Below are 12,139 nucleotides of genomic sequence, written 5' to 3'. Positions count from 1 at the left end.
CATGCGCAAAATCGCCATCATTCCAGCCAGATTACAAGCTTCTCGCTTTCCTGAAAAATTATTGCAGGATCTTGCTGGCAAGCCTGTCATCGTGCGCACTTATGAAGCGACGGTAAACACCCAGCTTTTTGATGAGGTATTTGTCGTGACAGATAGCGGTAAGATTCATGATGTGATACTACAGCATGGCGGTAACGCAATCATGAGTCAAAAAGAGCACGAGTGCGGCACAGATCGCATTGCCGAGGCTGCCCAGAATATAGATGCGGACATTGTGGTCAATGTACAAGGAGATGAACCATTTACAAATCGCGAGGATTTATCACGACTGCTTGAAATTTTTGAAAAGGATCAAGATCAATCCATTGATCTCACATCGCTCATGCATGAATTAATAGACCCAGCGGATGTTGAGAATCCTAATAATGTAAAAGTGATTGTAGATCAATGTAGCAACGCTATGTATTTCTCACGAGCCGCAATCCCATTTCAACGAGATGAGCATCATATCCAGCCAGTATATAAACATATTGGTATCTATGCTTTTAGGAAAAAAGCATTAATGGACTTCTACCATTCACAACCTACACCACTAGAACTAGCTGAAAAAATTGAAGGTATAAGATATCTAGAACATGGTAAAAAAATACGCATGATCAAGACATCTCAAGCCAGTATTGGTATTGATACACCGCAAGATCTAGAACGTGCTATAAAATTGTGGATGAAAAGCTAAAAAACAAGTGTTTAGATACTGATACCTACTGGTAACATTTCTTTGTATTCATTGCGGTGCTTACGTACAAAACCTGCGATGGTAGGGTGTGTAGGCACAACCTTGAGCTTTTTGTTGTCTCTAATATCTGCAAAAACTGCTTTGAGAAAATCAGTCTTAAAGTCTGCATCGTCAGCGTGACTTTCTGGAATAATTAATTTAGTAAGGAATATTTTGCGCTCTTGTTGTGCGTATTCAATTTTGGCTTTTTTGCCATCGAGCAACGTTTCATATTGACGTAGAAAAGCGTTGTCGGTAATTTCAATCGTTGTAGTATCCATATTCATTCTTTTGATCCAGTCGCGCAACATTTAGCACCTATAAGTATTGTCATTATAGGTATGAGAGCTAGGATAAAAATTGCTTGATTAACTTTGCAAATATACAACACTTCAGTATATGTTAAGTTTTTAACAATGTTAATATGCTGATTTTTAATTGCCTATTGAAACTATGATCCATGTCTATATGATGCCTGGAATGGCCGCTTCACCTAGGATTTTTGAACACATCAAACTACCAGAAGAGGAGTATACAATTCATTTAATGGATTGGCTGGCACCGCTATCGGTCAAGGAATCCATGCATAGTTACTGTGAGCGACTTAGCATGACTCTAAAACACGAGGATGTGGTATTAATTGGTGTCTCCTTTGGTGCTGTTATCGTTCAAGAATTATCTAGAATGGTTAACGCTCGCAAGGTGATTGTTATATCAAGCGTCAAATCTACGGCAGAGTTTCCTCGTAGGATGCGATTGTCACGAGCCACGCAGCTACACAAAATATTGCCTACAGGATTATTAAAATACGTGGACTTTCTTGCAAAGTATGCGAGTATGGTCGCACCTAAAAAAACTGCTCTTTACAAGCAATACCTCAATGTTGTAGACCCTATCTATATGAAATGGGCACTCGACACTTTGATCAATTGGCAGTCAAAAGAGATAAGCACACCATTAGCGCACATTCATGGCGATGCAGATCCCGTTTTTCCTGTCAAGTATATAGATGATTATATACAAGTGCCTGGTGGTACGCATGTTATGATAATCCATCGATACAGGTGGTTTAATGAAAACCTACCCCAAATCATTGCCAATTAAGACTAGTTAATCTGAGCAATATTTTATCTTTAAACAAAAATTTGAAGATGAAGAAAGTATTGATAGGTGGTATCATTGCGGTAGGATTAATAGCTATTGTAGGTGCAATTCAAGGACCTAGAAATGATTCTCAAGAGTCAAGCAACATGCATGTCAAGGACGGTTATGTGGTTCATTCTCTCGCGATGCCAGCAAACTTGAATTTTGCAGGAGAATCTGTCCCACTTTCTGATCCTGATATAGAGGAGCGATTTGATAACGAGCTGCTGTCAAACGTGTACTTTCAGTCAAACGCTATCAAGTTAATCAAGCGCAGCGAGAAGTATTTCCCAATTCTAGAGCCTATCCTAGCAGAAAATGGCATACCCGATGATTTTAAATATCTAGCCGTCGCAGAAAGTGCCTTGACACAAGCTGTATCTCCAGCTGGAGCCAGAGGTTTTTGGCAATTAATGCCAGCTACCGCACGCGAGCTAGGACTTGAGGTCAATTCTAATGTAGATGAACGCTACCACATTGAAATGGCCACTAGAGCCGCTTGTGAGTATTTAAAAGAAAGTAAAGCGCGATTTGGTACCTGGACACTTGCCGCAGCAGCATACAACGCGGGTAAGGCAGGAATATCAAATCTGCAAGATCGACAGGATGAGGATGCTTACTATGATTTATTGCTTAATTCAGAAACGTCGCGATATGTCTTTAGGATTTTGGCATTGAAGGAAATCATTGAACAACCTGAGAAGTACGGTTTTCAGGTAGCGCCTGAGCATTTATACACCTCGGTTCCAGTCACGCATGTTGACGTGGATTATGAGATTGAGGATTTGGCAGCTTTCGCGAAAGCGCAAAAAATATCCTACAAAGTACTTAAAATCCATAATCCGTGGTTGCGAGAGGCTAAGTTGAACAACAGGTCACGCAAGCTCTATCACATCGCCATTCCTGAAGCCGGTTATTACAAGTAAAAGAAATGCTGGAATGGTTTGCTAGAAATTGGTTTATCTCGTTACTCATAATTAATTATGTAGTAGCCTTGAGTGCGGCATTTTTCCTGCTGCGCAACAATCAAAATCCACGCAAAACCTTGTCTTCGCTGCTGTTTCTAGTCGCTTTTCCTTTTATAGGCTTGGTGATCTATTACTTTTTTGGACTGGAATATCGCAAGTCCAAGATATTTAAACGCAAGGACATCAATTCCCATGATCTTATCAAAAAATGGAATGATCGCCTTTTCATTTCAGATAAAGAGCTAGAGGATTTTGACGATGATTTTTTAGAAGATCGCGTGAAAATGGTGAAATTATTGCGACACAACGATAGTGCTCCTTTAACGAGACGCAATGATCTTACATTGTTGATCAATGGTAAAAAGACTTTTGAGTCAATTTTTAAAGATCTTGATCAAGCTACCGATCATATCCATCTAGAATATTTCATCATTCAGGATGACGTTATAGGTAATAAGATCATTGATAAATTAGTAGGTGCTGCACAGCGCGGCGTTGAGGTCAAGCTCATCTACGACTCAGTAGGTAGTAATCTATCAGGAAAGGCACGACGCAGGATGCGAGCCGTAGGCATTGAGCTTAACTCTTTCATGCCGGTGATTTTTAGCAATTTTACGCGTAAGGCTAATTATAGAAACCACCGCAAGATTATAGTTATCGATGGCCATATAGGTTATCTAGGCGGCGTGAATATAAGTGACGACTACGTAAATACTGGTGAACGAGGCAAGATGTATTGGCGAGACACACATTTGCGTATTGAAGGTCACGCAGTTAAGAGCCTACAATCGCAGTGGCTACTCAATTGGTTTTTCGTTTCTAAAAATGATAATCTGCCTATCAAGGAAAGTTATTTTCCAGAGATTGATGAGAACATAGGTGCCGCTGTGCAAATTGCCGCCAGCGGACCTGACACAGATTGGGCAAATATCATGGAGGCTATTTTTAGCGCCATTACTACCGCGGAGCATAGCATAAGAATTACCACACCATATTTTATTCCCAACGAGGCAATTCTCACAGCATTAAAAAGTGCCTCAAGATCAGGTATCGACGTCCACATTCTAGTGCCAGAAACCGGTGATAGCTGGGCAGCACGCTATGCGTCGCGATCATATTTTGAAGAAATTTTGCGCAGCGGCGCACGAGTATCGTGGTACTGCAAAGGCATGTTACATGCAAAAACCATGGTTGTTGACGACAAGTTTGCCACTGTAGGAACTTCTAATATGGATTATCGTAGTTTTGATATCAACTTTGAGATCAATGCGCTTATCTATGACGACGATATTGCGCAGCAACTCAACGTTCAATTTGAGAAAGATCTAGAGTCAAGCCAGGAAATCATTTTAGATCGCTGGGCAGAAAGATCAAAAGTGGATAAGTTCAAAGAGTCTTTTTGTAGACTATGGGCGCCATTATTATAATATGAAAAAACCAACCATGACTGTAGAAATCGTTTTACTACTTCTCCTGTTAGGACTAATTGCTGGTTTCTTGAGCGGTAGTGTAGGTGTAGGTGGTGGCGTGGTGATGGTACCGCTAGCGATATGGTTTCTGGGATATTCACAACATCAGGCACAAGGAATGAGTCTAGCCGTGCTGGCAGTCCCAGTAACTCTGGTTGCTGCATATACTTATCATTCTAGCGGTCATACGTTGGACTGGCGTTATGCGCTCATTATTGCGCTGGCATTTGTGGTAGGTGGATATTTTGGCTCAAAAATCGCCGTGAACATCAATCAACAATTATTGAAAAAAGTCTTTGGAGTAGTGCTGCTCATTGTGGCTATAAAAATGATATTCTTCTCTAAAGCACAAGGAGTTAATTAAATTTATAAATAAAACTAAATCATGAAAAAAGTAATTTTATTATTAGCCGTTTGTTTGACAGCAAGTCTTGCACAGGCACAAATCGTGGCCGTACAGCCTAGTCCTAGCGCAAAGGTGACACAAACAGTAGGTCTTACCGAGGTCACACTAGACTACTCAAGACCAGCGATGAGAGATCGCAATATATTTGGTGCGTTGGTTCCTTATGACAAATTATGGCGTACAGGTGCAAATGCAAATACCATTGTAAGTTTTGGCGACGATGTTACTGTAGGTGGTGCAAAGCTAGCCGCAGGCGATTATGCTCTTTACAGTATTCCAGGAAAATCAGAATGGGAATTGATTTTTTATTCTAACACTAATAACTGGGGTACACCACAAGATTGGGATGAGAACCTAGTGGCTGCTAGAGTAAAAGTGCCAGTAACTAAAATTGATGGCAAGGTGGAGAACTTTAGCATCAGTATAAACGACATGAAGATGGACAATGCCGTGATGGATATCATGTGGGACGATGTAAAGGTATCAGCGCCATTCACGGTACCTACAGATGCCAAAATGTTGGCCAGTATCAATCGTATCATGACAGGTCCTACGGCTTCAGATTATTATAGTGCGGCGACTTTCTACATGGATTCTGGTAAAGACATGAAGCAAGCCTATGAATGGATCAATAAAGCGGTAGAGATGAGCCCTAAGGCTTACTGGATGTGGAGAAAAAAATCACTGATGGAAGCTCAAATGGGGCAAAAAGACAAGGCCATTGCTAGTGCAAAAACCTCTTTAAAACTCGCTCAAGAAGCACCCAACCCAGATTATGTGAGATTAAATAAGATCTCTTTAGAAGAATGGGGCGTGAAGATGTAGTACGATCTTACAAGTCAAAATTTAAACCGCTTGAGTCTTATTCAATCGGTTTTTTTATGCAGTAGTGTTTCTTGCGATTACGCTTTCGCGAAAGCGTAATTATTCAAATTACAGTCACACATCAATTATCTAAACCTGCGTTAAAGGTCATGCTACAATCTGGCATGTTGAGTATTTTACATAAAAACATAACACATGAAATTTACAAGGAAGGCAAACGCACACTGGTATGGAACAGGTAAAGAAGGTAAAGGCCACATCAATACTGGCAGTAAGGTGCTTGAAGACACGCCATATTCTTTTGGAACTCGATTTGAAGGTGAGAAAAAAGGAACTAATCCAGAAGAATTACTAGGTGCTGCTCACGCAGGTTGCTACACCATGCAGCTCAGCTTCCTACTCAATGAAGAAGGTTTTACGGCAGACCATTTACATACTGATGCCAATGTTACTTTTGAAGATGGTGAGATTACTCAAGTGTATCTCAATCTAGTAGGTGAGGTGCCCGAAATAAGCGAGGAAAAATTCAAAGAAATAGCTGAAAAGGCTAAGAATGTATGCCCAGTCTCAAAGCTTTTCAAAACCGACATCAAATTAGAAATTATCCTAAATCAAAAAAGTAACGGCTAGTTTACCGTGTGCGCTCAAAAATGGTAACCGCATAGTTTATAGAATCGTGAATTTGCCATAGTGCGATCGCAGCAGCAATAACGATGGCGATGACTTTCTTTGACCTGTCTCTAACGCTTAAAGCAAATATCAAGGGTAAGAAACCTATGCCTATTCCTAATGCAGTCCTAACAATAGTTGCGGTTTTAAAAGAAATAAAGTTAGAACTAAGTGGCACTCTGGCTAAGCGCAGTACAAACCAAAAAAGTATCCCAACTAAAACGTAGTTCTCTTTGATAAAAGATTTCGGTTTGACAATAGTGTCAGTCTTTTGTTGTCTCACTTTTTGTTTTTGAAACTCTGGTTTTGACTCAAAAAGAAATTTGAGATCTGGATGTTGATGACCAGGTACGAGTGTGGTTTCATCTTCTGCACGTACTTGGTAATCGGCACGCATTTTTTTGCTCATTAGGTCGGCAGTAGTAAATGGCCCAAATTCCCGAAAGCCATCGCTATAAAAGTATTTTTTCATGAGGTTGGTAGTGTTTCAGTTTGATGTGGTTGCGTTTTTTGAATGATCAAAGAAAGCACTACGGTCAATATTGCACCCAATGGATTCAACCACAGGAATGGTAGGATCGATATGTCATTATCTGCTGCATCTAGACTATAGCAGGCTATCACAACAGCTTCAGATATTACGGCAGCTATAAAAATAGCTTGACCTTTGACTTTCTTGAGATAGAATGCTACCAGGAATATACCGAGTATCGTTCCGTAGAATAGCGATCCTATAATATTGACCAGCTGTATTAAATTATCAAACAGCGATACCACGCTGGCAAAGCCTATAGCGATCAAACCCCAAGCCAGCGTCAACCATTTACTAACTTTTACATAGTGGTCATCGTCATACTCTTTACCAGAAAAACGTTTGTAAATATCAATGGTAGAAGTTGAGGATAACGCATTAAGCTCTGACGCTGTAGATGACATCGCAGCGCTTAAAATTACAGCCAGCAATAATCCTATCAATCCCTTAGGTAAATGCTTCAGTATAAAGTGGATAAAAACAAAGTCCTTGTCGTTGGTCTCGATGCCATCATCGGCTTTCTTGATGAGTTGTCTTGCAGCCTCACGATTCTCTTCTTCAACAACTCTAAATTGCTCTAGACGTCTTTCTAGTTTATCCGGTGGTGATACGTATTCTTTGTTTAGGTATTTGGCATAATTAAGTTGCATGGCTTGCTTCTCAGCAAGTATGTTATCGTGGCGCTGTTGCAAGGAATCATATTGCGCAGCATAAGGACTTTCCAACACAGCTTTCTCTGCCGCTGGATTAAAATTCAATGGTGTGCTGTTGAATTGGTAAAACACAAATACCATAACGCCTACCATCAGGATAAAGAATTGCATCGGCACTTTGAGCAAACCGTTGAATAGCAAACCTATACGCATTTGCTTCACAGACTTTCCAGATAGATAGCGTTGTACCTGTGATTGATCGGTCCCAAAATAACTAAGCATCAAAAAAGTCGCACCAAAAATCGCACTCCAGATATTGTATCGATCATCCAGTGAGAAACTGGTATCGATAATCTTCATTTTCTCTGCCTTTCCTGCCATGGTTAGCGCTTGATCAAACGAGACGTTATCAGGCAATTGGGTAACGATCAATACAAAAGCAGTTATCATTCCGCTCATGATGATAATCATCTGTTGTTTTTGGGTAACATTTACTGCCTTGGTACCACCAGAAACGGTGTAAATAATAACAAGAATACCAATGGCAATATTCAAATACTTCAGTTCCCAATTGAGTACAGCACTCAAGATGATGGCAGGTGCATAGATGGTGATTCCAGCTGCTAGTCCACGTTGTATTAAAAATAGGATGGAGGCAAGGCTTCGCGTTTTTAAATCAAAACGTTTTTCCAGAAACTCATAAGCCGTATAAACCTTGAGTTTATGATAGATAGGAATAAAAGTCACACAAATGATGACGACTGCGATAGGCAATCCAAAATAGAATTGCACAAACTCAAGACCATCCGTATAGGCTTGTCCTGGCGTGCTCAAAAAAGTAATGGCACTGGCTTGCGTCGCCATGACTGATAAACCTACGGTCCACCAGCGAGCATCGCCACCTTTAATATATTCCTCACTGGATTGCTTTCCGCGAGTTTTATAAAGTCCGTAGAGAACAATGAACGCAATCGTGCTGATCAGGATAAACCAGTCCACGTGGGAAAGCTCGCCTAATTTTTGGGTAAACCAGCTAGATTCCATGATAGTGCTGGCTTAAAAAATAGAGAAGGATGGCAAACAACACATTGGCACCTATGACAATGGCATAGGCAACGCGCCATTTACTAGAGTTTTTGGTCGGTTTCTTTTTCAATGGTTGATTTGTTAGAACTCAAACTTAGCATATTAGCCAGTAATCGGTAAGCACCTGGCACACCGGCAGGCAATTCCCTAAAAAGACTCAAACCTGTGTAAACCACATGACCTTTGCCGTATTCAGCGACGATCAAGCTGCCTTTTGTAATAGGCTCGCCTTTGTCGCTCATCCCTAAAACAGGTGTAAATGCTGAATCCCAGGCATCAGGAAAATACAAGCCACGCTCTTGAACCCAACCTTCAAAATCTTTGGCAGTCAATTGGTTAGGCGTGTTTAATACTGGATGTTCAGGTGCAAGAAATACGACAGCAGCGTTTTCATCGGTAACACGCTTTCGCGAAAGCGTAATCTCCAATGGCCCTAGTGCATCACTACGCACACCACGATTTGTATTATACTGCATTAACAAAGTGCCGCCGTTGTTGACAAAAGCATTGAGCTGCGGTTGGATATTTGTCATCGCATCTGGTGCTACATTGAATGCTCTAATGCCAACGACCACTGCGTCAAACATAGATAAATCTGCTGGTAGTTCATTAGGATTGTATTTGACCACCGTCGTACCCATTGCTTCAATGGCCTGTGTTACATCATCGCCAGCGCCGTTGATGTAGGCTACCGATTTAGCAGCATTTTTAAGATCGAGAGCCACCATGCGACTTGCCGCAGGCTTTAATAGTTGTTGATCTGGAATGTGATTGTAGGCGACTGTTACCACTTCTTGATTAAACACTTGACCATTTGCTATAAATCTAAATTGAAGATCTGCTTCAGTGCCAGGTTTGGGTAGGACGTTGAATGTAAATTCTCTACTCATCCCAGCTTTTATGGGACTTAGATCGGCGTTTGTCGTACTAATTTTCCAATCTCCTTTTGCAGAGGTCACAATCGAAAAATTCTTCACGTCTTGAAACGCCTTGACCGTTGCAATCACCTCTGTTGGCTCTTCAAAATTGGTGACGATGTAATTAGGCTGAGTAAACGAAATACTCACTGCTGGTTTGATGTGAAATGGTTCATAGACCTCACCGCGTACACGGTCTGTAGTCTGATAAATGATTGGGACTTCGTAATTGATTTTTTGCCCGTCAAAAATTAAATCCATCGAAACAGAAAATGGCTCATCCGTTTCCGGTAAGCCTATCAGGCTCTCGTCTGCCACTGCGTACATTCCTAGCGAGCCTTCTTGCTCGAGATAATACGGATTTGTAGGTTTTTGATTTTTTGGAATTGACAACTGCGCCTCAACCGTAGTTGAGCTATTGTTGGGTAATACGCGCTGATTGTTTTTAATTATTTGCAAGTCCGAATTGCCGTTTACCTTGAAATTAAGTGATTGCAGTGCTCGATTTGTTATTTCTATATCGACATCTACAGTCTCGCCAGGTGTTGCATAAGGTTGATTGACCGTTGCGTTCAAATAAACACCTGTCATATCAAGAACTAATTGTCTTACCTCTTTCAGTTTTACCTCTTTCCAGTAACTGTCTGGTAATTTTTCCAGCTGTGTTTTAAGCTTTAAAAGCTGGTTCAAACTCGCCGACGGATTTTTAAAATCATAGTTCACGAGTAACTTTCTCCATACTTTTTCTACAGATCCTGACTCATCTATACGACTCCAGCTAGTATTGATACCAGAGAATAAATCTGATTTGTCTTCAGGAAAGCTACCTTTTAAAAATTCTAGATATTCCGTCGAGGTGCCGCGTGAGCCGCTGGATCCAAAACCTTGAGATTGGTGTTGACTTCTGCTTAATGCTGCGATCTCACCGTTGCTGCGACCACTATATGGATAATAATTGCCTGATTCTACCTCGATGAGGTTTGTTTTGTCAGCTTTCGCGAAAGCGTCACGACTACCATAAAACCACCAGCTTGTATTGAAAAATAATCGCTCTGGTTGCCAGGTCTCAAGGTTGTCCAATTGCTCTGGATAGGCCGACTTATTCCCTGCAAGATCAAAGGCCTCAACACTTAACATCGCACTGCTGGTATGATGTCCATGAGTGCTGCCTGGCGATCTGTGATCAAATCTGTTAACGATCACATCTGGTTTGAATTTTCTAATGATGCGCACGACATCTGACAAAACAGCTTCTTTGTCCCAAATTTCCAGCGTCTCATCAGGATGTTTTGAGTAACCAAAGTCGTTTGCTCGAGTAAAAAACTGCTCGCCGCCATCAATGTTGCGCGCTTCGAGCAATTCCTGTGTGCGTATCATACCCAGCTGCTCTCGCAATTCGGAACCTATGAGATTTTGACCACCATCGCCACGAGTGAGCGACAAATAAGCGGTACGGGCCATTTTTTCATTATCCAGCCATGAGATCAATCGGGTATTTTCATCATCTGGATGTGCTGCAACAAATAGCGCAGAACCTAGAAAACCTAGCTTCTCTATTTGGTGATAAATTTCAGAACTGCTCAATGGATTATTACCCAATCTATTTTCTTGAGCAGTAGAAAATGAGAAAATTAAGAAGAAAGCAAAAACTGCTGAAATGATACTTTTCATAGGTCGTGAAGATAATTAAACCTAAAGTAAAAGCGGGATGATCACAATAAGTCTATTCTACTAATCGACGCTGCGTATAGGCACATTACGATACTTGCTACCTATAATAAGATATAATCCGTACATGGCTAGGCCACCAGCCACCACGCACATGATGATTTCACCAAAAGCGTCTTCCAGGAATTTGAACGCCACCGTGGTACCACCAGGCACACCAGCAGAATCACTAAAGGCTGCTTTGAATAGCGTATAAGCCACACAACCAAAGACCAATCCTCTGGCAGATCTTCCTATTTTGCCCAAAAGAAGCAAACGACTATAATTGTCCTTATCCATTTCATCTTTAAGGATCATGTCTTCCATAAGTCCACAGAAAGCCATATAAAATTCATTGATCGCACTGATAGCAAGACCTGCCGCAACTATAATCACGAGCACTACACCTAGTTGTGAGTCCAACATGCTAGTAATGAACGGCGATTTACCTTCATTTTGCTTGATTCCTATCAATAAAGTGATGGAAGAATAGCACAAAAGGATATAACCCAATCCATTGATCACATAACCTACACGCTTGACCCAAGGCTTGCCGTGACTGTGATCATAATCATAATTATTGAAGGCAAGAATGGCACGAGAGATCACATAACCTACCAGTCCTACAATCATCCCAAACAAAAGCACTCTACCAAAGGTGCGCTCTGAAATCCATTTAAGTACCTGCTGGCTATCCATGAAGTCCGAATTCAGTTTAGTTGCTGTTAATGCAGCAAGGCCACCCATTAATAAATAAACGATTCCCTTGGTGGCTATTCCTACTCTGGCGTATTTCCGCGCTCTGTGTGCTTTGTCTCCCATAATATTGATTTTCAAATATAGGTTTCACAATGTTGCGGTTATCTTAAAAAGCACCTAGCGACGTGTAGGATTTTTCAGATGGTAAGACTGCCTTAAAACCGTGGTGTTTTGAAAATATTACGCTATCGTTTTCGTAATTTTGCAGCACTTAAATTGAAGATATCGCA

12 protein-coding genes are annotated in these 12,139 nt (G+C 41.0%); 7 read left to right on the top strand and 5 right to left on the bottom strand.

From position 1 onward, the window contains the following. The first annotated feature begins 1 nt into the window (after position 1). Entirely contained in the window at positions 2 to 736 is a 735-nt protein-coding gene (gene kdsB, locus EJ995_RS10355) for a 3-deoxy-manno-octulosonate cytidylyltransferase (protein ID WP_126448236.1), read from the top strand. A gap of 11 nt (positions 737 to 747) precedes the next feature. Here kdsB and EJ995_RS10350 read toward each other — a convergent pair whose 3' ends face one another. Next, positions 748 to 1,056: a GNAT family N-acetyltransferase gene (locus EJ995_RS10350; protein ID WP_126448234.1), complete on the bottom strand. Its 309-nt coding sequence runs from the start codon at positions 1,054 to 1,056 to the stop codon at positions 748 to 750. A gap of 172 nt (positions 1,057 to 1,228) precedes the next feature. Between EJ995_RS10350 and EJ995_RS10345 the strand changes: the two genes are divergently transcribed. The 6 genes from EJ995_RS10345 to EJ995_RS10320 all read left to right on the top strand — a co-directional run bounded on the left by EJ995_RS10345 (position 1,229) and on the right by EJ995_RS10320 (position 6,216). After that, positions 1,229 to 1,879, top strand: a complete 651-nt coding sequence (locus EJ995_RS10345; RefSeq protein WP_126448232.1) for an alpha/beta hydrolase — start codon at positions 1,229 to 1,231, stop codon at positions 1,877 to 1,879. 47 nt (positions 1,880 to 1,926) lie between these two features. Then, on the top strand, positions 1,927 to 2,844 hold the full coding sequence (locus tag EJ995_RS10340) for a lytic transglycosylase domain-containing protein (protein WP_126448230.1): 918 nt from the start codon (positions 1,927 to 1,929) through the stop codon (positions 2,842 to 2,844). 5 nt (positions 2,845 to 2,849) lie between these two features. Further along, the gene (gene cls / locus EJ995_RS10335; protein WP_126448229.1) at positions 2,850 to 4,313 is read left to right on the top strand and encodes a cardiolipin synthase; all 1,464 of its coding nucleotides are present in this window, start codon (positions 2,850 to 2,852) and stop codon (positions 4,311 to 4,313) included. A 16-nt stretch (positions 4,314 to 4,329) separates the two neighbouring features. Beyond that, positions 4,330 to 4,719 carry a sulfite exporter TauE/SafE family protein gene (locus EJ995_RS10330; protein ID WP_126448926.1) on the top strand — a complete coding sequence of 130 codons (390 nt, stop codon included), beginning with the start codon at positions 4,330 to 4,332 and terminating at the stop codon, positions 4,717 to 4,719. 21 nt (positions 4,720 to 4,740) lie between these two features. Further along, a complete protein-coding gene (locus tag EJ995_RS10325; protein ID WP_126448227.1) occupies positions 4,741 to 5,586 on the top strand; it encodes a DUF2911 domain-containing protein in 846 nt (281 codons plus the stop codon). Positions 5,587 to 5,781: 195 nt separating this feature from the next. After that, complete coding sequence (locus EJ995_RS10320; protein WP_126448225.1) at positions 5,782 to 6,216, top strand: OsmC family protein; 435 nt, start codon at positions 5,782 to 5,784, stop codon at positions 6,214 to 6,216. Between the two features lies 1 nt (position 6,217). Here EJ995_RS10320 and EJ995_RS10315 read toward each other — a convergent pair whose 3' ends face one another. The 4 genes from EJ995_RS10315 to EJ995_RS10300 all read right to left on the bottom strand — a co-directional run bounded on the left by EJ995_RS10315 (position 6,218) and on the right by EJ995_RS10300 (position 11,972). Further along, complete coding sequence (locus EJ995_RS10315; protein WP_126448223.1) at positions 6,218 to 6,727, bottom strand: hypothetical protein; 510 nt, start codon at positions 6,725 to 6,727, stop codon at positions 6,218 to 6,220. Continuing rightward, positions 6,724 to 8,484: a sodium:solute symporter gene (locus tag EJ995_RS10310; RefSeq protein WP_126448221.1), complete on the bottom strand. Its 1,761-nt coding sequence runs from the start codon at positions 8,482 to 8,484 to the stop codon at positions 6,724 to 6,726. The genes EJ995_RS10315 and EJ995_RS10310 overlap by 4 nt, the downstream gene beginning before the upstream one ends. A gap of 83 nt (positions 8,485 to 8,567) precedes the next feature. Continuing rightward, positions 8,568 to 11,114, bottom strand: a complete 2,547-nt coding sequence (locus tag EJ995_RS10305) for a PIG-L family deacetylase (protein ID WP_126448219.1) — start codon at positions 11,112 to 11,114, stop codon at positions 8,568 to 8,570. A 60-nt stretch (positions 11,115 to 11,174) separates the two neighbouring features. Next, positions 11,175 to 11,972 carry a DUF1206 domain-containing protein gene (locus EJ995_RS10300; RefSeq protein ID WP_126448217.1) on the bottom strand — a complete coding sequence of 266 codons (798 nt, stop codon included), beginning with the start codon at positions 11,970 to 11,972 and terminating at the stop codon, positions 11,175 to 11,177. Between the last annotated feature and the right edge of the window lie 167 nt (positions 11,973 to 12,139).

The sequence above is a fragment of the Nonlabens ponticola genome (assembly GCF_003966335.1).
Classification (GTDB): domain Bacteria; phylum Bacteroidota; class Bacteroidia; order Flavobacteriales; family Flavobacteriaceae; genus Nonlabens; species Nonlabens ponticola.
This window is presented reverse-complemented; position numbering and strand designations above follow the sequence as displayed.

What these genes read in the sequence shown, in the direction of transcription:
- EJ995_RS10310 (WP_126448221.1), bottom strand. Translation starts at nt 8,484, where the DNA reads ATGGAATCTAGCTGGTTTACCCAAAAATTAGGCGAGCTTTCCCACGTG.
- EJ995_RS10315 (WP_126448223.1), bottom strand. Translation starts at nt 6,727, where the DNA reads ATGAAAAAATACTTTTATAGCGATGGCTTTCGGGAATTTGGGCCATTT.
- EJ995_RS10320 (WP_126448225.1), top strand. Translation starts at nt 5,782, where the DNA reads ATGAAATTTACAAGGAAGGCAAACGCACACTGGTATGGAACAGGTAAA.
- cls (WP_126448229.1), top strand. Translation starts at nt 2,850, where the DNA reads ATGCTGGAATGGTTTGCTAGAAATTGGTTTATCTCGTTACTCATAATT.
- EJ995_RS10305 (WP_126448219.1), bottom strand. Translation starts at nt 11,114, where the DNA reads ATGAAAAGTATCATTTCAGCAGTTTTTGCTTTCTTCTTAATTTTCTCA.
- kdsB (WP_126448236.1), top strand. Translation starts at nt 2, where the DNA reads ATGCGCAAAATCGCCATCATTCCAGCCAGATTACAAGCTTCTCGCTTT.
- EJ995_RS10345 (WP_126448232.1), top strand. Translation starts at nt 1,229, where the DNA reads ATGATCCATGTCTATATGATGCCTGGAATGGCCGCTTCACCTAGGATT.
- EJ995_RS10340 (WP_126448230.1), top strand. Translation starts at nt 1,927, where the DNA reads ATGAAGAAAGTATTGATAGGTGGTATCATTGCGGTAGGATTAATAGCT.
- EJ995_RS10330 (WP_126448926.1), top strand. Translation starts at nt 4,330, where the DNA reads ATGACTGTAGAAATCGTTTTACTACTTCTCCTGTTAGGACTAATTGCT.
- EJ995_RS10350 (WP_126448234.1), bottom strand. Translation starts at nt 1,056, where the DNA reads ATGGATACTACAACGATTGAAATTACCGACAACGCTTTTCTACGTCAA.
- EJ995_RS10300 (WP_126448217.1), bottom strand. Translation starts at nt 11,972, where the DNA reads ATGGGAGACAAAGCACACAGAGCGCGGAAATACGCCAGAGTAGGAATA.
- EJ995_RS10325 (WP_126448227.1), top strand. Translation starts at nt 4,741, where the DNA reads ATGAAAAAAGTAATTTTATTATTAGCCGTTTGTTTGACAGCAAGTCTT.